General features: G+C 44.8%; 14 protein-coding genes and 2 pseudogenes. 11 read left to right on the top strand and 5 right to left on the bottom strand.

Annotated elements, in window-relative coordinates:
* Positions 1–39 precede the first annotated feature (39 nt).
* On the bottom strand, positions 40–1,119 hold the full coding sequence (locus tag F597_RS0116350; protein WP_019540839.1) for a DUF4831 family protein: 1,080 nt from the start codon (positions 1,117–1,119) through the stop codon (positions 40–42).
* Positions 1,120–1,185: 66 nt separating this feature from the next.
* Positions 1,186–2,205: a phenylalanine--tRNA ligase subunit alpha gene (gene pheS, locus F597_RS0116345; protein ID WP_019540838.1), complete on the bottom strand. Its 1,020-nt coding sequence runs from the start codon at positions 2,203–2,205 to the stop codon at positions 1,186–1,188.
* A 321-nt stretch (positions 2,206–2,526) separates the two neighbouring features.
* Between pheS and tilS the strand changes: the two genes are divergently transcribed.
* The 3 genes from tilS to serS all read left to right on the top strand — a co-directional run bounded on the left by tilS (position 2,527) and on the right by serS (position 5,609).
* Complete coding sequence (gene tilS, locus F597_RS0116340; protein WP_019540837.1) at positions 2,527–3,864, top strand: tRNA lysidine(34) synthetase TilS; 1,338 nt, start codon at positions 2,527–2,529, stop codon at positions 3,862–3,864.
* A gap of 233 nt (positions 3,865–4,097) precedes the next feature.
* Positions 4,098–4,235 (top strand): hypothetical protein, encoded by a 138-nt coding sequence (locus F597_RS22635; protein ID WP_019540836.1) that lies wholly within the window; start codon positions 4,098–4,100, stop codon positions 4,233–4,235.
* A 102-nt stretch (positions 4,236–4,337) separates the two neighbouring features.
* On the top strand, positions 4,338–5,609 hold the full coding sequence (gene serS / locus F597_RS0116330) for a serine--tRNA ligase (protein ID WP_019540835.1): 1,272 nt from the start codon (positions 4,338–4,340) through the stop codon (positions 5,607–5,609).
* 60 nt (positions 5,610–5,669) lie between these two features.
* Here the strand turns inward: serS and F597_RS0116325 are convergent, their stop codons facing one another.
* The gene (locus F597_RS0116325) at positions 5,670–6,902 is read right to left on the bottom strand and encodes a CinA family nicotinamide mononucleotide deamidase-related protein (RefSeq protein ID WP_026327549.1); all 1,233 of its coding nucleotides are present in this window, start codon (positions 6,900–6,902) and stop codon (positions 5,670–5,672) included.
* Positions 6,903–7,123: 221 nt separating this feature from the next.
* Between F597_RS0116325 and F597_RS0116320 the strand changes: the two genes are divergently transcribed.
* The 7 genes and pseudogenes from F597_RS0116320 to F597_RS22105 form a co-directional block, all read left to right on the top strand.
* Positions 7,124–7,381, top strand: a complete 258-nt coding sequence (locus F597_RS0116320; RefSeq protein WP_019540833.1) for a type B 50S ribosomal protein L31 — start codon at positions 7,124–7,126, stop codon at positions 7,379–7,381.
* A 243-nt stretch (positions 7,382–7,624) separates the two neighbouring features.
* Positions 7,625–8,932, top strand: coding sequence for an Lnb N-terminal periplasmic domain-containing protein (locus tag F597_RS21065; protein WP_019540832.1), 1,308 nt, complete (start codon positions 7,625–7,627; stop codon positions 8,930–8,932).
* Positions 8,933–8,956: 24 nt separating this feature from the next.
* The gene (locus F597_RS0116310) at positions 8,957–10,543 is read left to right on the top strand and encodes an alkaline phosphatase family protein (protein ID WP_019540831.1); all 1,587 of its coding nucleotides are present in this window, start codon (positions 8,957–8,959) and stop codon (positions 10,541–10,543) included.
* 155 nt (positions 10,544–10,698) lie between these two features.
* Positions 10,699–13,998 carry a preprotein translocase subunit SecA gene (secA, locus tag F597_RS0116305; RefSeq protein ID WP_019540830.1) on the top strand — a complete coding sequence of 1,100 codons (3,300 nt, stop codon included), beginning with the start codon at positions 10,699–10,701 and terminating at the stop codon, positions 13,996–13,998.
* A gap of 180 nt (positions 13,999–14,178) precedes the next feature.
* A complete protein-coding gene (gene gyrA / locus F597_RS0116300; protein ID WP_019540829.1) occupies positions 14,179–16,722 on the top strand; it encodes a DNA gyrase subunit A in 2,544 nt (847 codons plus the stop codon).
* Positions 16,723–16,881: 159 nt separating this feature from the next.
* Positions 16,882–18,159: a tetratricopeptide repeat protein gene (locus tag F597_RS0116295; protein ID WP_026327548.1), complete on the top strand. Its 1,278-nt coding sequence runs from the start codon at positions 16,882–16,884 to the stop codon at positions 18,157–18,159.
* Positions 18,160–18,271: 112 nt separating this feature from the next.
* A pseudogene (locus tag F597_RS22105) lies at positions 18,272–19,189 on the top strand (reverse transcriptase domain-containing protein); the annotation flags it as partial.
* A 237-nt stretch (positions 19,190–19,426) separates the two neighbouring features.
* Here F597_RS22105 and F597_RS22995 read toward each other — a convergent pair.
* Together F597_RS22995 and F597_RS23165 are read right to left on the bottom strand one after the other, a co-directional pair.
* The gene (locus tag F597_RS22995; RefSeq protein WP_281167196.1) at positions 19,427–19,552 is read right to left on the bottom strand and encodes a hypothetical protein; all 126 of its coding nucleotides are present in this window, start codon (positions 19,550–19,552) and stop codon (positions 19,427–19,429) included.
* Between the two features lie 36 nt (positions 19,553–19,588).
* Positions 19,589–20,167: pseudogene (locus F597_RS23165) on the bottom strand (6-bladed beta-propeller); the annotation flags it as partial.
* A gap of 137 nt (positions 20,168–20,304) precedes the next feature.
* On the opposite strand from F597_RS23165, the gene F597_RS21055 reads away from it, so the two are divergent.
* On the top strand, positions 20,305–20,457 hold a 153-nt coding region (locus F597_RS21055), incomplete at its 3' end, for a transposase (protein WP_185094370.1).

Genomic DNA, 20,457 nt, shown 5'->3' with positions numbered 1-20,457 from the left:
GAAAATCGAGGAGCGAAGGCGACTCAAAACGACTAATGTCTATTGAATAATCTGCTTGATAGCACCTAACTCCGGGTAGAAATATACTTTGATCGGCTGTTTGGTGTTATCGAACATCCTCCTTACAAGAACATCCTGGGTACCGTATTGTACCACGTCTACCTCTTTGTTTGCCAACGTTGTGTTTTTGAATTCAACGGTCAAGGCGGCTTTTCCCGGAACATTGTAGACAATCCCGTCACTGAGTTTATTTTCTAATCGTTTCAAATCGCGTTCGGATAATTGCATCTCTACCTTTGGGGTTTTATTCACCAGAGACAGGTAAATGGGTTCTCCGGCAAGGTTATCGGCATCCACAGGTCCCAGTTTCTCAGAAAAACGGCCAATCACCCTGCGATCAATACCTCTCTCATCGGGAATAACAGTATAGCTGTGAGTAAAGTATTCGACCTTTTCGCTGCCCGCAAATAACTCTGTCAGTGTTTTCTCCTGCAGATTGATCTCATCCATCACTACCTTATATGCATTTCCGTCAGGAGGCATATTTTCTGCTTCTCCGGTCAATATGTCTGTTCTGCTGGTGCGTAACCCGAATATCTGCCTGGCTACCAACTCGGCCTGCTTCGCCGTAGAGCCGGCCATCAGGGCTTCCTGAGAAAGATAGTTGCGCGGATTACCCGATGGGATCTTCCCTTCGGGAATCTCTAAAATCTGAGTCGCCTCAGGTTCGGGATCAGCGTTGATGGTGACGATCACTCCGTCTTCCCGGAGATGGACGAAAGGTTCTAAGGATTTGGCACGGAATGCTACCATAAAAGAGTTATTCTTGTCGGGTATCCCCTTATTTATTATGGAGATATCTTCCAATGTGTGCACAATTTTGTCTTCAGTGACAGGGTTTTCTATTCCCAGGTAACGTTGTGCGTAGGGGTAGAACTCCCCTTTCCGGTAAGTCGTTTTCTTCACTAATAACGTTACCTCAAACGAGGTCTTTGGCAATGAATAAATGACACCGTAGTTATTGGCCTTGATAGCGTTTACCCGTGTTGTCTTCTGCGCCGATATACCGAAGGCGACCGTAAGAAAAAACGCCAGGATCAAATATTTTACTCTCATCATTGTTCAGTAGTTATTCAATTGTTGTTCGATTGTTATTCAGTAGCCGAATAACGTGCGCAGCACAGATTAGTGAGCTGATTGAAATTGTTCTAAAAAGCGGACGTCATTCTCAGAAAACATCCTCAGGTCTTTCACCTGATATTTGAGGTTGGTGATACGTTCAATCCCCATTCCCAATGCGTAGCCGGAATAGATTTTACTATCGATACCGCAGTTTTCGAGTACGTTGGGATCTACCATGCCACATCCCAGTATCTCCACCCATCCGGTGTGTTTACAGAACGGACAGCCCTTTCCGCCGCAAATATTACAGGAGATATCCATCTCTGCACTGGGTTCGGTAAAGGGAAAATAGGAGGGACGCAGCCGTATTTTTGTTTGCTCTCCAAACATCTCCCTGGCAAAAAAGAGCAGCGCTTGCTTCAGATCGGCAAACGACACATCCTTATCGATATAAAGCGCTTCCACCTGATGGAAGAAGCAGTGGGCACGGTAGGAAATCGCCTCATTCCTGTACACACGTCCCGGGCAGATGATCCGGATCGGGGGATCTGACTTTTCCATCACACGGGTCTGTACAGAAGAGGTATGTGTACGCAGCACGATCTGTGGATCGCTCTGAATGAAGAAGGTATCCTGCATGTCGCGTGCGGGATGATCGTCTGCGAAATTCAAAGATGAAAACACATGCCAGTCATCCTCTACCTCCGGACCTTCGGCAATGGAAAAACCGAGCCGTTTGAAGATATCACAAATCTCCTCTTTAACGATTGAAAGAGGATGACGTGTGCCCAAAGGTATGGGATAAGCCGTGCGCGACAGGTCGATATCGCTGTTCGCTGCACCGCTGTTTTCGAATTGCTTCTTCAATAGTTCTATTTTTTCGGTCGCTTTCTGTTTCAGTTCATTCAGCCGCATACCCACTTCACGCTTCTGTTCGGCAGGAACAGTGCGAAAATCATCCATCAGGGAAGATATACTCCCTTTTTTACTCAGGTATTTTATACGTGCCGTCTCTATCTCTTCCGGGGCAGAGACCGTCAATTGCTTTATTTCAGAGAGCAGAGCCTCTATCTTTTCTATCATTCTGTTGAATCTTATAAACCTGTATACACTACAAAAATAGATATTTTATTACTATTTATGCCAGTTTTCAGCGAACATTTTCGTTAAGCAAGAGCAGAACAACTGACAACAAACCGAAATCAAAGGATAAACTTGTTTGGATTTTGATGAGATGCGAAGGAAGAAGACAAAGTCAAATTTATTTGTTTTGCCGGGCGCAGAATTGAAAATTGAGGAGCGAAGGTGATTCAAAATGTCTAACTTTAGTGAAAGATTTGTTTGAAATGGCAGTAGGATAAAGGTTAAATTAGTACTTTTGCTTGATAAACCATTTTCAGAAAAATGATCGACAGGGTACGCCGGTTCATCGAAAAAGAGAAACTACTGACGTCCGACGCCACAGTCGTAGTGGGGTTGAGCGGCGGGATGGATTCGATGGTGCTGCTCGATCTGCTTACCCTACTGGGATATCAGTGTGTGGCCGCTCATTGTAATTTTCATTTGCGCGGTGAGGAATCAAACCGTGATGCAGAATTTGTGAAAAGGTGGTGCAAAGGCATCGATATTCCCTTTACCTCCATCGATTTCGATACTACCCAATATGCGACCGACAAAAAGATATCTATTGAGATGGCGGCTCGGGAACTGCGTTACGACTGGTTTGAGATTATCCGCTGCCAGTATGATGCTGAGGCTGTAGCCGTAGCGCATCACAAGGACGATTCGGTGGAAACTGTTTTACTGAACCTGATCCGGGGTACCGGTATCAAAGGGTTGACAGGCATCATGCCTAGAAACAGGTATGTGGTGCGCCCTCTCCTGTGTGTGACACGTGCCGAAATTGAAGGATATATCATTGGGAGGGATATGCCTTACGTATTCGACAGCACTAACGATGACGATATTTATCTGCGGAATTCGCTCAGGTTGAATATCATTCCTCAACTCGAGAAACTAAATCCGTCGGTGAAAGATGCTGTTTGGCGTACTTCCCGGAACCTTTCCGAAGCGGAAAAGATTTACAGTGCTTCTATGCGGGACACAGTAAGGGAATTGTTCCGTGACCATAAAATAGATATCGCAATGCTTCGGAAAACGCCCTCGCCCCGGTCGGTACTGTTTGAAATTCTCTCTCCCCTGGGTTTTGGGGCGCCGGTTATCGATGATATTCACCTTGGCATGGAGAGCGCTTCCGGAAAAGTTTTCTATTCAAAGAATTATCGTTTGATAAAGGATCGTGATTTTTTTATCCTCGATCAGATAGCTGATGCTGGGACTGGCGAAAAGGCTGTTTATATCGATTCGGAGACGGAAGAGATCATCGAACCCCTTCATCTGAAAATCCGGAAAGAAAAGATGCCTCTCTCCATAGAGAAGAACAGGCGTTTTTTGTATGCCGATGCCGGTAAGTTGTTGTTTCCGTTAACATTGAGGAGATGGAAAGAGGGAGACTGGTTTATCCCTTTCGGAATGAAAGGCAGGAAGAAAGTGAGTGATTATTTCACCGATCGTAAATACAATCTGAAGGAGAAAGAAAATGCATGGATACTGCTTTCGGGGGATGAGATCGTATGGATCGTAGGGGAACGTCCCGATGAACGCTATAAGGTGACAGAAGAAAGCAGGGATGTTTTTATAGCGGAAATGATAAATAATGACTATACAATTAAGAAAAAGTGAAAATTTTTCAGAATTGATGCAACCTTTTTCTCTTTTTTGCATCTATAATATAAGAACAAAGAATAAAGAACAAAAAGTAAAGACAAAAGAGCTAGGAATCAAGACAAGGGATTCAAATTTATTGATTCATTGGTAATTAGTAATTAGTAATTGATTACGGGTCTTCTTTACTTCTAAGTTCTAATTTCTGAATTCCAATTTCTGAGTTCTAATTTCTCAACTATAATAAAATTATGAAGGATAATACAATTAAAGATTTGCTGATAGTAGGGATTTTTGTTGGTTTTGCCTATTATGTATCCCGTTACTATCAACAGAAAAAACAAAAGGAGAGGGAATTACGCGAAAGTCTCCATTTTCAGTTATTTTAAGGTTCTCTTTTTGACGTTCTCGATTGAACGCTGAATTAAATTTTATTCCGGCAGTTTTCCATGCCGGAATTTTTGTACCTTTGCGGGTCAATTAACAGTTTTATGCTTACACTCAGAACAATCAACGAAAATCCGGAAGAGGTTATACGGCAGCTGTCGAAAAAACATTTCGATGGCAGGGAGATCATCAGTCAGATCATCGATCTGGATAACACACGGCGCAAGACGCAGACTCATCTCGACGCTGCCCTTGGCGAGATCAATACTATTTCCAAGTCGATCGGCCAGCTTATGAAAGAGGGAAACAAGGGGGAGGCGGATGCTGCGCGGGAGAAAGTGCGATTGCTGAAAGAGACCTCCGGAGAGCTTGGTGACACATTGAAAGAAGCAGAACAAAAAATAGAGGCTCTGTTGGTTACTATACCCAATCTACCGCACGATTCCGTACCAGCGGGACGGACAGCCGAGGACAACCTGGTTGAACGGAGTGGGGGAGAGATTCCGTCGCTCGACGATGATGCCCTCCCGCATTGGGAACTGGCTAAAAAATATGACCTGATCGACTTTGAATTGGGAGTGAAGATCACTGGTGCCGGTTTTCCGTTATACAAGGGGAGAGGAGCGCGGCTCCAACGTGCCCTGATCAATTTTTTCCTGGATAGCGCGCGCGATGCCGGATTCACGGAAGTGCAACCTCCTTATCTGGTCAACAGCGATTCAGGCTTCGGAACGGGACAATTGCCCGATAAAGAAGGACAGATGTATCATGTGGGATTGGATGATCTTTATCTTATCCCTACTGCAGAGGTGCCGGTAACCAATATTTACCGCGATGTGATCCTCGATGAAAAGGAACTCCCGGTAAAGAATACCGCCTACTCGGCTTGTTTCCGTCGTGAAGCAGGTTCCTACGGGAAGGATGTGCGCGGACTGAACCGCCTGCATCAATTCGATAAGGTGGAGATCGTATGTATTGATAAGCCTGAGAATTCTTATGAGCGGCTTGATGAGATGGTTCGGTACGTACAGAACCTCGTCGAAAGGCTGGAACTCCCGTGGCGTATCCTGCGACTTTGTGGAGGAGATATGAGTTTTACTTCGGCCTTGACGTTCGATTTTGAGGTCTATTCCACTGCCCAAAAGCGTTGGTTGGAAGTGAGTTCCGTGTCCAATTTCGAAAGTTATCAGGCCAACCGGCTGAAATGCCGTTACCGCAATGCCGACCGCAAGACAGAACTTTGTCATACCCTCAACGGCAGCGCTCTTGCTTTGCCGCGTATCATGGCTGCATTGCTGGAAAACAATCAAACGCCGGACGGCATACGGATCCCTGAACCGCTGGTATCGTATTGCGGTTTTGACCTGATCGATTGACAGGTTACCCTGATTTTCTCCTGCTCACAAAAGCCGGGATTTTGTGTTGGGGCCGGCCTGCTATTTCCGGCTTAACATCTTCAGCAACTGAAGGATGGCCAGGTTAGCCGTACGTTCGATGTTCTCTTCGCGGCTGCGTCCAACATTATACTCCCGACTGAGAATCCGGCCATCACAATAGGTGGCAATCCAAACAGTCCCTACCGGCTTCGATTTTGTCCCCCCGTCAGGACCCATAATTCCCGACACGGCAATACCGCATTCTGTCTTCAGTTTTCCGGTAATATTGATAGCCATCTGTTCCACCACTTCACGACTGACCACGCCGTGGACATCTATCGTACCCGGGTCCACATCCAGCAGTTCTTCCTTTATCCGGTTATCGTACGACACAATACTCCCTTCGTAATAATCAGACGCGCCGGGGACAACGGTGATCCTGTGGGCAATATATCCTCCGGTGCAACTTTCGGCTGTAGCAACAGTGAGTTGCTTCTTACGCAGTTTTTCGCCAAGCAGTTCCTCCGGCATTTTCTCGCCTTTACCCGCAAAATGATCTCCCAGGAGTTGTTTCAGCTTTCGACCCAACTGTTTCATCTCCGGCTTGCGGTCTTCTCCCCATGCCGATAAGCGGAGACGGATATATCCGAAAGAGGGTAGGTATGCCAGTGAAAAACCGGGTGGCAGTTTATTTTCAAACTCTGCAAGGCGGGTAGCCAGTGCCGATTCCGTAATTCCCGTTGCCAGGTAGGAACGCTGCAGGTACTCATTTGCCTGGAACCGTTCCTGTAGCAGTGGAATGATATCTTTGCCCATAGCGGTCCTCATTTCGAAAGGAACTCCCGGCATGGAGACCAGTACTTTCCCATCCTTGTCGAACCAGAGAATGGGAGCAGTGCCGACCCTGTTCTGTATTACCCTGCAGTTTTCGGGTATGTAAGCCTGTTGCCGGGTGAGTTGATTCAAAGGTATGTTCCGGTTGAGAAATAATAATTCAATGTTTTGCAATACCTCATCGTTGAACTCCAAAGCGGTATGGAAATAACGGCAAAGGGTATGCTTTGTGATATCGTCGTTGGTAGGCCCCACACCTCCCGTCAGTAGCAGAATGTCCGCCCTCTCAAACGCGTGATCGATAGCCCTGATAATATCATCCTGACAATCACCCACAGAGGTGATAGCCGCTATTTCGAAACCGCACCGTGTAAGTTCACGCCCCAGCCAGGCAGCGTTGGTATCGACAATTTGTCCGATCAGGATTTCATCGCCAATAGTAATTACCTCTACCTTCATATTATTGTATTTCTTAATCTTCTGCAAAATAAAGGATAATCTTTCAGATAGAGAAAAAAGAGTGTTATTTATTTTTTTATTTTAAATGATTGTCATATCTTTGCACACCGAAAATTGAGAATATTCAAACAGCAGGATCAATGGAGTTTGCTTAGGTATCAGAGACTGGGTTACAAGTTGATGATCGGGCAGCTTCAATGACCGGAAAAATAAAAATCAGTATGAAGAAAGAGATCCATCCCAACAATTACCGTCCGGTAGTTTTCAAAGATATGTCGAATGAAGAGATTTTCATTTCGCGATCTACTATTAATGCAAAAGAAACTATCGAAATCGACGGTGTTACCTATCCGTTGGTAAAACTTGAGATTACCAGTTCTTCACATCCGTTCTATACCGGAAAACAAAAACTGGTAGATACGGCAGGACGGGTTGACAAGTTTATGAGCCGTTACGGAAACCGTAACAAGAATAAATAAATCCGGTATCCACAGGATTAATGATGTAACAAATAGCGGCGGTCTGACAGGGATCGCCGCTATTTGTTATTTGAGTTATGTATTGATTTTACGCAAAAATGTGTACTTTTGTCTTATCTGACAGGACGTATATGTAAAACGTATATGTAAAAACCATAACAGAGGCATTCTTGCACCCGTTTACGCCTGCAGTTTTATGTCGGGGAAAATACACGGGCTTACAGATAAACAAGTAAAAAGCCAATGAAACGAATAATCGAATCATTTTTAGTAAGTACGGAGTTTCAGACTTTTATTCGGCAAAAGAAGACTTTGATGCTTCTTCTTATCATACTGTTATCACTTCCTGCGCCGGGTCAGGTGCAACTGAATGATAATGCGAAAATAAGCCTGCTGACCGCATCGCCGTGGTATGGAGCCGTATATGCTTTTTTCGGCCATACTGCCATCCGTGTGCAGGATGATTCTACCGGCGTGGATCTGGTTTTCAATTACGGCTATTTTGATTCCTCGCAGCCCTATTTTATCTATAATTTTGTACGTGGAAAAACGGATTATATCCTGGGTGACCTTCCCTTTGAGGCATTTCTCGACGAATACGGATACCGGGGACAGCAGGTGGTGGAGCAGGAGTTGAACCTCTCGCCGGCTGAAAAACAACAGTTGTACCATGCACTTCTCGTCAACGCATTGCCTGAAAACAGGGAGTATAGATACAACTATTTCTATGATAATTGTTCCACCCGACCCCGTGATATGGTCGAAGAATATACGGAAGGAATCATCCAATACCCTCCGACCGGCTCAGACCAATCCTATCGCGACCTGGTGCATGAATGTGTGGATGGTTATCCGTGGGTGAAGTTCGGTATCGACCTGCTGATAGGAAGCCCGGCTGACAGTACTATCGATGTGAGGGCAAAAATGTTTATTCCGGACTATCTGATGGACTCTTTCGAGGGGGCAACCATACAAAGAGGCGATACATTGAACGTGCCATTGGTGAAAAACACCGAAATGCTCTTACCGGTTGACAAAGAGATAAACAAGAGGAGCGAAGGGGTTGTTTTTACGCCAATCTTGACGGCATTCGCATTATTGTTGCTTACCATAATCGTCTCCCTGATCCAGCTTATCAAACTGAATAAGACCAAACTTGCCAGGATTTATGACACAGTATTGTTTGCGGTTGCCGGATTGGCCGGAATAATCCTTCTGGTGCTGATGTATTTCTCGGAGCACCCTGCCACCAATCCCAACTGGAATTTTGTCTGGCTGAATCCGTTCGCGCTGATTGCTGCTTCTTTCTTCTGGATGAAATCAGCAAATAAAGCAGTTTATTTCTATCATTTTATTAACTTTGCACTCTTAACGCTTTTCCTTTTGTTATGGTGGTGGATACCACAGCAATTACCGGTGGCAACAATCCCATTTTCAATGAGTTTGTGGCTCAGGTCGGGAACAAACATTTATATGTTGAGAAAAAGGCGGTTAAAAAATAAACAGTTCACAACAAGCAAACACCTGAAAGCAGGGTGGGGTGGACTCTAGATCGGTAAATGACAGAAATATACGATGGTTAGAATATTATCTTCACTGGTTGCTTTTTTTTCAATCACTACGCTTTTTGCGCAAGCGCCTTCGGGCGAAATACCGAAATTGGTGGTAGGTATTACCATCGACCAGTTCAGGGGGGATTATCTGGAGATGTTCAGGCATAAATTCGGAAGCAGGGGATTCAACAGATTGTTGAATAGCGGACTTGTATACAGTAATGTCTATTACGACTTTCCCAATCTGAATAAAGCCTCTGCCATCACGACCATCTTTACCGGTGCCAATCCTTCCTATCATGGAATTATGGCAGAGCACCGGTATCTTGTGGAGTCGAATCGTGAGATATCTTCTTTCTTCGACGATAATTATCTGGGGAATTTTACTACTGAAAAACTTTCTCCTCTTCCCATCAAAGTATCCACTATTGCTGATGAGCTGAAAGTAGCTTCAGGAGGACAGTCGGATATCTTCGCTTTTGCTCCCGATGCGTCCCAGGCTTTCGCCTCCGGCGGTCATGCTGCCAGTGGTGCCTTCTGGATCGAGGAGGAAAATGGGAAATGGGCAACCTCTACCTTTTACAAAACAAAACAGCCGATAGTCGATCAGCATAACCGTAGCGGGCAGTCACTCACCTATACCATTAATAGTCTTACGTGGCGTCCGGCCATCGATGTGAACCGGTATGATGCTTTTCCCTATACCCGGAACAGATATAGTTTTCAACATTATTTCGGAACTGACAAGAAAAATAATATCAGGTTGTTCAAGCAATCACCCTATGTAAATAAGGAAGTGAATGATATGGCGGTCAGGTTGCTTGAGTCGGGATCGCTGGGGAAACGAATGAATCCCGATTTTCTGGCGCTTACTTTCTATGCCGGGAATTATGAAAAAGCACTTGATAAAAATTATTCCGTAGAGATACAGGATACCTATTATCGTCTTGATCAGGAGTTGGAGAGGCTGCTTGACGCCATCGACACTTCTGTGGGACTTAAGAATACACTCATCTTTGTAGTTTCTACCGGATATTTCGAGGAACAGGAGATCATTCCCGACGGGATGGTTACTTCCGGTGGTGATTTCTATCCCGAACGGAGCCAGGCGCTGCTCAATATGTATCTGATGGCACTTTACGGCAGAGAGCAGTGGATCAGGAAATATTACGACAGGCAATTCTTCTTCGACAGGAAATTGCTGGAAGACAAAAAGATCGATTTAAGGGAGTTTCAACAGAAAGCGGCTGAGTTTTTAGTGCAATCGGCCGGTATTCAGGATGTGATCACTTCGTATCAGATGCTGCATGGCGCCTATAACCAGGATGTACAGTATTACAGAAACGGATTTTATAAAGGTTTTTCAGGTGATCTTTTCCTCCGGTTACAACCCGGTTGGCGGATAGTAGACCCTCAGTCCGATCAAAACGTAAGAGTGCGGAACAATGCTGTTGTAGCCCCGGTAATTTTCTTTGGGAGTGATATCAAACCCCAGAGAATTGAGCGGACAATTGAAGCTACCGAAATTGCTCCGAGTGTAGCCTATCGGTTGCGTATCCGGGCTCCCAATGCCGCTGAAGGTAAGATTTTAGGGGAATTATTTCGGTAAGTGAGAACATAGGCCAAACTTGTTTGGCAACCACAATCAATACAATATTTATTTAAGAATATATACCAATAGGAGGTGGAAGGGTAGTAAGGTGATTAGGAAACCATATCTGTAACCTGTAACCAATTTAAACCTCACAATGAATAGAGATACTTATGGGATGGAATGATTTTATATCAAAAATAATCGGTAACAAGGCACAACGCGACCTGAACGAAATTAATCCGGTCGTGAAAAGGGTGAAAGAGGCCTATGCCGAAATAGAGAAACTCTCTAATGATGAATTGCGTAACAGGACGAAAGAGCTTGAAAAACGCATTCAGGAATATGTCGTGGCAGAGAAAGCGCAGATAGCGGAACTCAAGGCCGGTATTGATGCCATCGATCTGGATAAGCGTGAAACGGTCTGGAACCAGGTGGACAAGCTGGAGAAAGATGTGATTGAGAAGTATGAGAAGGCGCTCGATGAAGTGCTGCCGGAAGCGTTCTCTATAATGAAAGATACAGCCCGCCGTTTCACACAGAATGAGGAGATTGTGGTTACAGCTACTGATTTCGACAGGAATTTGGCTGCGAATCACGACTTTGTCCGTATTGAAGGCGATAAGGCCATCTATCAAAACCACTGGATCGCCGGGGGGAACGAGATTACCTGGGACATGATCCATTATGATGTGCAGCTCTTCGGTGGCGTGGTACTACACCGTGGAAAAATTGCCGAGATGGCTACGGGAGAAGGTAAAACGCTGGTGGCGACACTTCCGGTTTTCCTGAACGCACTTACCCACGAGGGGGTGCATGTGGTGACTGTGAATGATTATCTGGCAAAACGTGACTCGGAATGGATGGGCCCCATGTATATGTTCCACGGTTTATCGGTAGATTGTATCGACAAACATGAACCCAATTCCGACGCCCGTCGCAAGGCTTATGAATCGGATATCACTTTCGGTACCAATAACGAATTCGGGTTCGATTACCTGCGCGATAATATGGCGGTCTCGCCGAAAGACCTGGTGCAGCGCAAACATAATTATGCGATTGTGGATGAGGTAGACTCGGTATTGATCGACGATGCCCGTACCCCGTTGATTATCTCCGGTCCGGTACCCAAAGGCGACGACCAGTTATATGACCAGTTCCGTCCGAGGGTAGAAATGATTGTGAAAGCACAGCGTGAACTGACCACACATCTGCTGGCAGAAGCAAAAGTAAAAATGGCTTCGTCCGATCCCAAGGAACAGGAAGAAGGCGCACTGTTGCTTTTCCGTTCCTATAAGGGAATGCCGAAATATAAACCTCTCATCAAGTTCCTCAGTGAACAGGGGGTGAGGGCAGCCATGCTTAAAACCGAAGCATTCTATATGCAGGAGCAGATGCGCAATATGCATGTTGTAACCGATCCGCTTTACTTCGTAATTGATGAAAAGCAGCACAGTATTGAACTGACGGATAAGGGTATCGACCTCCTGACCGGTAAGTCGGACGACCCGGATTTCTTTATCCTGCCTGATATTGCTTCCGAACTGGCGGAACTGGAACAGTCTCCGCTTTCGGATGAAGAGAAAGCAGTTAAGAAAGACGAGTTACTACAGAACTACGCTGTGAAGTCGGAACGTGTACATACCGTCAACCAGTTGCTGAAAGCTTATACCCTGTTCGAAAAAGATGATGAATATGTGGTGATCGACAACAAGGTGAAGATCGTAGATGAACAGACCGGCCGTGTGATGGAGGGACGCCGCTACTCCGACGGTCTGCACCAGGCGATCGAAGCAAAAGAGCGGGTAAAGGTGGAAGCAGCTACCCAGACGTTTGCCACCATCACACTGCAGAATTTCTTCAGGATGTACAGCAAGCTGGCCGGTATGACCGGTACGGCTGAAACGGAAGCCGGTGAGTTCTGGGATATCTATAAACTGGATGTGGTGGTGATCCCGACCAATAGGCCGATCATCCGCGACGACCAGAATGACCGTATTTACAAGACCAAAAGGGAAAAATATACGGCAGTGATCGAAGAGACGGAAGCCCTTATTGCCAAGGGACGACCTGTACTTGTGGGTACTACTTCCGTGGAAATCTCGGAGTTATTGAGCCGTATGCTTACACTTCGCAAGATCAAACATAACGTCCTGAATGCCAAATTGCACCAGCGTGAAGCCGAGATCGTGGCCAATGCCGGGCAAAAGGGAATGGTAACTATCGCCACTAATATGGCCGGTCGTGGAACCGACATCAAACTTACCCCCGAAGTGAAGGAAGCCGGCGGTCTCGCCATTATCGGTACGGAAAGGCATGAGTCTCGCCGTGTAGACCGGCAGTTAAGAGGACGTGCCGGACGTCAGGGAGACCCGGGATCGAGTGTTTTCTTTGTTTCACTGGAGGATGACCTGATGCGCCTCTTTGCTACGGAAAGGATTGCCGGCCTGATGGACCGGATGGGATTCAAAGAAGGCGACGTACTTGAACACAATATGTTGAGTAAATCGGTGGAACGTGCCCAAAAGAAGGTGGAAGAGAACAACTTCGGTATCCGTAAGCGTTTGCTGGAATACGACGATGTGATGAACTCCCAGCGTGAAGTGATCTATCGCCGTCGCCGTCACGCCCTGATGGGTGAACGTATCGATAACGATGTAGCCAACATGATTTCGGAGACCGCAAGGAATATTGTGGAGATGAACGAAGATAACTACGAAGGGATGAAACTCGATCTGCTTCGTGTGATGGCGCTGGATATTCCCTTCAAAGAAGAGGATATGAAGAAGATGAAACTGGACGACCAGTTGCAGGCAGTGACTGCCCAGGCTTTTGAGACCTTTAAGCGTAAAACGGAGCGGCTCGCCGAAGTCGCCCAACCGGTCATCAAGCAGGTCTATGAAAATCAGGGAGCGATGTATGAGAATATCCTGATCCCGATTACCGATGGGAAAAGGGTATATAACATCTCATGCAACCTGAAGGAGGCATACGAGACCGGATCGAAAGCATTGGTAAAAGCCTTTGAGAAATCGATCCTGCTGCATACCATCGACGAGGACTGGAAAGAGCATCTCCGGGAAATGGATGAACTGCGCCAATCAGTGCAGAACGCGAGTTACGAGCAGAAAGACCCGCTGCTGATCTATAAGCTGGAGTCGTTCAACCTCTTTAAGACAATGGTTAACGATATCAACTCCAAGGCGGTATCCATTCTGATGCGCGGACAGATACCGGTACAGGATCCCGGAAGCGTAAGGCGTGCCGCCCCTGAGCAAAAAACCGATTATAGCAAGTACCGTACTCAAAAAGAGGAGTCGGACGGTATGCCGGCAGGAGCTGGCAGGAATGGCGACCCCCAACAGAGACAGCCTCAGAAGCTGGAGCCGATCCGTGTGGAGAAAAAGGTCGGGAGGAACGACCCATGCCCCTGTGGAAGCGGGAAAAAGTACAAAAACTGTCACGGCGCATAAGCGTTCATTATAGTTCATAAAAAATTAAAAACAGGAAGTAATAAACTTCCTGTTTTTTTTGTTAAATCGGGAAAAAAGTTGTACCTTAGTCTGTCCAAATTTTCAAAATTTTAAAACAGTTACTAATCTGTTAATAAACTACATAGAAATATTAGTTGAAGAGAAAAATCACTTTGTAATATGATTGATCAGGAAGACAGAATCATCAAGATTAATATCGAAGATGAAATGAAGTCATCGTACATCGATTATTCGATGTCAGTTATTGTTTCTCGGGCCCTGCCCGACGTGCGTGACGGCTTTAAGCCGGTGCATCGCCGTATCCTTTACGGTATGTCGGAATTGGGTAATACCTCCGATAAACCCCACAAGAAATCCGCAAGAATCGTCGGTGAGGTATTAGGTAAATACCATCCTCACGGCGACTCTTCAGTGTACAACGCCATGGTGCGTCTCGCGCAGCATTGGAGTATGCGTTATACGCTGGTAGACGGGCAGGGTAACATGGGCAGTGTGGATGGCGACAGTCCGGCGGCCATGAGGTATACCGAAGCACGGTTGAACAAACTGGCGGAGGAAATGCTCAGGGATATCGATAAAGAGACGGTCGATTTTCAATTGAACTTCGATGATACCCTCGAGGAACCGTCGGTACTTCCTACCCGTATCCCCAACCTGCTTATCAACGGTTCATCGGGGATTGCCGTAGGGATGGCTACCAATATCGCACCACATAACCTCACAGAATGTATCAACGGTATTATCGCCTATATCGATGACAGGGAGATAGATACCCAGGGGTTGATGCAACATATCAAAGCGCCCGACTTCCCCACCGGAGGTTATATCTATGGTTATAAGGGTGTGGAAGAGGCGTTCGAGACGGGTAGGGGACGTATTGTAATGCGTGGAAAAGCGGAGATTGAGACGGGTAAGACTCACGATAAGATCATTATCTCCGAAATTCCCTATCTGGTCAATAAAGCCGACCTTATCAAGCATATTGCCGATCTGGTTTCGGAGAAGAGAATTGATGGTATCTCGAATGTCAACGACGAGTCAGACAGGGACGGTATGCGTATCGTGGTGGATATTAAACGCGATGGCAACGCCAATGTCGTGTTAAATAAACTGTATAAGCTTACTGCGCTGCAATCATCTTTCAGCGTGAACAGTATCGCGCTGGTGAAAGGACGTCCGGAATTATTATCGCTAAAACGGATGATCGAACTGTTCGTAGAACACCGTATTGATGTGGTGATCCGCCGGACCAAATATGAGTTACGTAAAGCCGAAGAGCGTGCCCATATCCTGGAAGGACTGATTATCGCTTCCGATAATATCGATGAAGTGATCGCCATTATCCGCAGTTCTTCCACACCGCAGGAAGCCATCCAGCGACTGATGGAACGGTTTGAACTTTCTGATATACAGTCGCGTGCCATCGTCGAGATGCGATTAAGGCAACTGACCGGCCTGGAACAGGATAAGTTGCGCGCCGAATACGAAGAGATACAGAAGTTGATCGCTTATCTCAATGAAATTCTGGTCAATGAAGAACTTCGTATGAAAGTGATCAAGGATGAGTTGACAGAGATCCGTGAGAAATATGGCGATGAGCGCCGTTCGGAAATCATCTTTGCTTCGGAAGAAATGAATCCCGAGGATTTCTATGCCAATGAAGATATGGTTATCACCATCTCTCATATGGGGTATATCAAACGTACTCCTCTGGCCGATTTCCATACACAGAACAGAGGTGGAGTAGGAGTCAGGGGAACCGATACCCGCGAAGAGGACTTCGTGGAATATATCTATCCTGCTACCACACACAATTATATGCTTTTCTTCACCCAGAAAGGAAAATGCTACTGGCTACGTGTATATGAAATCCCGGAAGGAACCAAAAATTCGAAAGGAAGGGCTATCCAGAACCTGCTGAATATCGATTCGGATGATGCAGTCAATGCATTTGTCCGGGTGGAGACATTGCAGGATAAGGAGTATATCAATTCTCACAACCTGCTCTTCTGTACCCAGCAGGGGGTGGTAAAGAAAACGCCGCTCGAAGCCTATTCAAGGCCAAGACAAAATGGGGTAAATGCGATTACTATCCGTGAAGACGACAGGGTAATATCTGTACGCTTAACCGACGGTAACCAGCATGTAATCATGGCAAACCGCAACGGACGTGCCATACGATTTCCCGAAAAGGATGTCCGTCCGATGGGACGCACTGCTACCGGAGTAAGAGGTATGACATTGGATGACGACGGTCAGGATTGCGTAATAGGAATGATCTGTATGAAGCCCGATTCGGAAGATACTATCCTGGTGGTATCGGAACAGGGATTCGGTAAAAGGACAAAACTGAACGACGAGGACGGCGAACCGGTATACCGGATTACCCGCAGAGGCGGAAAAGGTGTGAAAACACTCAATGTGACAGAGAAAACCGGTAAGTTGGTCGCCATCAAAAGTGTAACCGATGATAATGATTTAATGATAATTAACAAATCTGGCGTTACAATACGTGTGAAAATTTCCGACCTTCGTATTATGGGGCGTGCCACACAAGGCGTTCGTCTCATCAATTTGGAAAAGAGGAACGATCAGATCGCCTCCGTTTGTAAAGTAAATTCCAAGGAAGAAGAGATAGAAGATATGGAAAATCTCTCTGAGGAGACCGAAGAAACAAGCACAGATATCGATGGATTGTTGTAATCGGTGCACATGTATAGACCAATAAAATTCATTATTTAATTAAACTTTTTGATATATTTTAGTCAATACATAGCAAGAAACAGTTATCAGATGAAGATAATTACGAAACCGAAAGGGTCCATATCGTATAAATAGTTTAATCACAAAAAATATGACAAAATGAAAAGAATTCTATTCTTAACTATGATTGCCATTTTCTCCACGGGAAGTATTCTCGCGCAGAAATCGGCTCTTAGAGATGCTAAAAGGGCATTAGGACGAGACGATCTGAAAGAAGCACGCACATTGATCCAGCAGGCCTCCACGAATCCGGAGACTGCCACTGATCCCGAAACATGGAAAGTGATGGGGGATATTGGCAATAAAGCTTTCGACAATGAGAGAACCAAAACGATGTTGAACCAGGATGCCAACGACAAGGTGATGTACGATGGGCTCATGGAGTCTTATCAACCTTATCTGAAGGCCGATTCATTGGCTGAACTCCCTGATGACAAAGGTAGAGTAAGAAACCGGGTACGTAAAGATATCAGTAACATCCTGCGTGCCAATCATCCGTTTTATATCAACGGAGGAGTCTATTACAACGAACAGAAAGACTATAAGAAAGCGGCAGATTTCTTCGAGGTTTACTGGAATATACCTGCACTGCCCATGTTTGAAGGTCAGAAAGATGCATTCGTATTGGACAGTACCTATCAGACTATCAAGTATTACGCCATCATTTCCGCCATCTCTGCCGAGCAGCACGAAAGAGCTTTGGCTATGCTGGAACGCGTTGCTAAAGAACCGTTCATTGAGAATAGCGTATATCCGGAAAGTGATATTTACGAGTTGATGGCAAGCGAATACGAAAAATTAGGTGACTCTGTCAAATTTGTAGAAACACTTTATCTCGGTGCAGAAAAATTTCCCAAAAGTAAGTATTTTTTGCCCACCTTGATCAATGTGCTTATTCGAAATGGGGAAGGTGATAAAGCAATGGGATATCTCGATCAGGCTATTGTTAACGATCCATCCAACTCGTGCGACCTGAACAGTGTGAAGGGAGCCCTCCTTGCTGAAAAGGGAGACTATGCAGCTGCTGAAGCCGAGTATAAGAAAGCCCTGGCACAAGATCCCAATTGCGAGAGAGCGCTGGAAAACCTTGCAAGGAATTATATTATTCAGGCACAGGAAATAAAAGAAGAAACCGCTACTTTGTCCAGCAGACAACAGCAGGTAGAAAACGATAAAAAAACAGTGGAGTTATATCAGCAATCACTTCCTTTATTGGAAAAATTAGACCAAGTTACAAAAGCAAGAAATGCTTCTCAGCAAGAAGTGAATGGAGTGCTTATGTTGCTTAGAAATGTATATTATAATTTAAGTGTATTGGGAGTCGATAAGTCTGCAGAACTGAAAGTTATAGAAGATCAACTCAATTTGGAAAATTAAATAATAACCAACAAATTGGACAGATTACAAATTAAGTTTTCTGTGTTAGAGCTCGGTATTGCACCGGGCTCTTTTCATTGTGCGCTGTGCATGATTACAAACTTGGTGGTGCAAGTCCACATCCCAAATCCTTTCCCCTCTCTACGAGGCGGAGTTCAGCGAAAGCAACCACGGCTTCCGCCCCGGACGCAGTTGTCATGATGCCCTGCGTGAAGCGCAATCCCACATCAACACGGGCTACAAATATGCCGTCGACCTGGATCTGGAGAAATTCTTCGACACGGTCAGCCACAGTCGCCTGATAGAGGTGCTGTCGCACAAGATACGGGACGGAAGGGTCATTTCCCTTATCCACAAGTATCTTGTTGCAGGCATACGTATAGGAGAGCGTTTCGAGGAGAGCCATGCGGGCGTGCCGCAGGGAGGTCCGTTAAGCCCGCTGTTGGGCAACATCATGCTCGACGGTCTGGACAAGGAACTGGAAAGTCGTGGGCACCCGTTCGTGCGCTATGCTGATGATTGCATGATCTTCTGCGGGAGCAAACGTGCGACTGAAAGGACACGGGAGAGCATCATCCGCTTCATAGGGGATGTGCTCCATCTGCGGGTCAACCGTGAGAAGACGAAAGCCGGCTATATAAGGGGAATGAAGTTCCTGGGATATAGTTTCTATGTCCACAGTGGCGAATGCCGTTTGTCTGTCCACCCCAAAAGTCTCGACAAGTTTAAAGCCAGACTGAAAAAGTTGACGGGACGGAGCAACGGGATGGGGTATGCACAGCGCAAAGAATCGCTGCGCCACTTTATCATGGGCTGGCTTGAATACTTCAAGCTGGCGGATATGAAAAGCAAGCTCCACGATATGAAATGTGGAATAGACAGGTATCAGGCATGGCAATGGGCAAATACCCGCAAGGGCTATTGGCGCATATCCAAAAGCTGGATACTCTCCAGAGCATTGAGTGATGGGAATCTGAAAAAGGCAGATTATCCTTTACTGATGGACTGTTACTACAAAGTTGTATCGTAAGTAAGGAACCGCCTTGGTACCGGACGGGGTGGTGTGAGAGGTCGGAAAATAAAGTGCGGACAATTGCCTGATTTTTTGCAAAGAGCGCAGACGCGTCATGGGCTGGAATACTTCGAGCTGGTGAATATTTAGGTATTCGGGTGGGGGTACCCGGCGTCTGCGGATATGAATCTGGAAGAATTGGAAGTTAGAAAACTTCTTGAAAAGCGAAAAATGTCATCTTCACCATTGGTAACATCAATCTCTTTGTTCAAATGTATAATAAATCAATATAGGATTATCATCTACACTAGAATTTTCTATGATTCTTTTCAATTCAGCCAAACCTCTTTTTTTATTATTTATTTCTAAAGTTTTTTTCATTTCATCGATATTATAAATTACTGAAACGAAATTATCATCTATTACTGATATAGGTGGGGACAAGAAAGGTATATTGATTATTTTCTCAAATTCTTTTGAGGTATAAATATTTGACTCGTTACTATTCTTGTTATATACCGCATAGTAAAAACTATTTTGCGTAAAAAATGGAATCAATATATGGGTCTTATTCTCAAAAATATCAAACGTGAAAATATAAGGAGACTCAAGTAATTGGGGAATATAATTTCGATTATTCTTGCTAATTCTTTTTAAAAAACTAACAGAAGGAAAATCAAAACCTTCTATAATAAATTGATATTTTTCGTTTATTGAATTCTCATTAAATGTGTATAAAATTGGGACAAAAGGAAAATAGAAATAGGTCTGATTGTCATAATTATAGAACTTTCTTTTATAAGGGTCAAAAGAATGTCCATTATATAAATCTTTCTTGAAGTACTTTGCATTTACAATAAAATTGCTATCTGTAAGAATAATTTTGAAATTTGATAATTCCGAAACCTTATCATAAGCTGTATTACTCCAAATGATTTTATTATCATTTATATAATGAAATTGATTTGTATTAAATGGAATTTTTTTTTCATTTATAAAAAGAAAAAATGATTATCCGCAGTTCTTCCTAAAGAATTTAGCGGGAAAAAGTTATAAATAAGTTTCAAAAAATGTTTGCACAATTCATTGATATTCATTATATTTACATCAATAACAATAAAATAATTCGAGCTATGAATATCCTGGATTTTGCCATAAATTACCCCGATGAGGAGTCCTGTCGGAAAAAATTCAAAGAACTAAGAGACCAAATGGGTATAACTTGTCGTCATTGTAATTGTAAAGAACATTACTGGCTTCAAAACAAACAAGCCTACGAATGCAAG

The sequence above is a fragment of the Proteiniphilum acetatigenes DSM 18083 genome (genome assembly GCF_000380985.1).
Lineage (GTDB): Bacteria > Bacteroidota > Bacteroidia > Bacteroidales > Dysgonomonadaceae > Proteiniphilum > Proteiniphilum acetatigenes.
The sequence above is the reverse complement of the archived record's forward strand: the minus strand, read 5'-3'. Positions and strand labels throughout refer to the sequence as shown.

What these genes read in the sequence shown, in the direction of transcription:
- F597_RS0116350 (WP_019540839.1), bottom strand. Translation starts at nt 1,119, where the DNA reads ATGATGAGAGTAAAATATTTGATCCTGGCGTTTTTTCTTACGGTCGCC.
- pheS (WP_019540838.1), bottom strand. Translation starts at nt 2,205, where the DNA reads ATGATAGAAAAGATAGAGGCTCTGCTCTCTGAAATAAAGCAATTGACG.
- tilS (WP_019540837.1), top strand. Translation starts at nt 2,527, where the DNA reads ATGATCGACAGGGTACGCCGGTTCATCGAAAAAGAGAAACTACTGACG.
- F597_RS22635 (WP_019540836.1), top strand. Translation starts at nt 4,098, where the DNA reads ATGAAGGATAATACAATTAAAGATTTGCTGATAGTAGGGATTTTTGTT.
- serS (WP_019540835.1), top strand. Translation starts at nt 4,338, where the DNA reads ATGCTTACACTCAGAACAATCAACGAAAATCCGGAAGAGGTTATACGG.
- F597_RS0116325 (WP_026327549.1), bottom strand. Translation starts at nt 6,902, where the DNA reads ATGAAGGTAGAGGTAATTACTATTGGCGATGAAATCCTGATCGGACAA.
- F597_RS0116320 (WP_019540833.1), top strand. Translation starts at nt 7,124, where the DNA reads ATGAAGAAAGAGATCCATCCCAACAATTACCGTCCGGTAGTTTTCAAA.
- F597_RS21065 (WP_019540832.1), top strand. Translation starts at nt 7,625, where the DNA reads ATGAAACGAATAATCGAATCATTTTTAGTAAGTACGGAGTTTCAGACT.
- F597_RS0116310 (WP_019540831.1), top strand. Translation starts at nt 8,957, where the DNA reads ATGGTTAGAATATTATCTTCACTGGTTGCTTTTTTTTCAATCACTACG.
- secA (WP_019540830.1), top strand. Translation starts at nt 10,699, where the DNA reads ATGGGATGGAATGATTTTATATCAAAAATAATCGGTAACAAGGCACAA.
- gyrA (WP_019540829.1), top strand. Translation starts at nt 14,179, where the DNA reads ATGATTGATCAGGAAGACAGAATCATCAAGATTAATATCGAAGATGAA.
- F597_RS0116295 (WP_026327548.1), top strand. Translation starts at nt 16,882, where the DNA reads ATGAAAAGAATTCTATTCTTAACTATGATTGCCATTTTCTCCACGGGA.
- F597_RS22995 (WP_281167196.1), bottom strand. Translation starts at nt 19,552, where the DNA reads ATGAAAAAAACTTTAGAAATAAATAATAAAAAAAGAGGTTTGGCTGAA.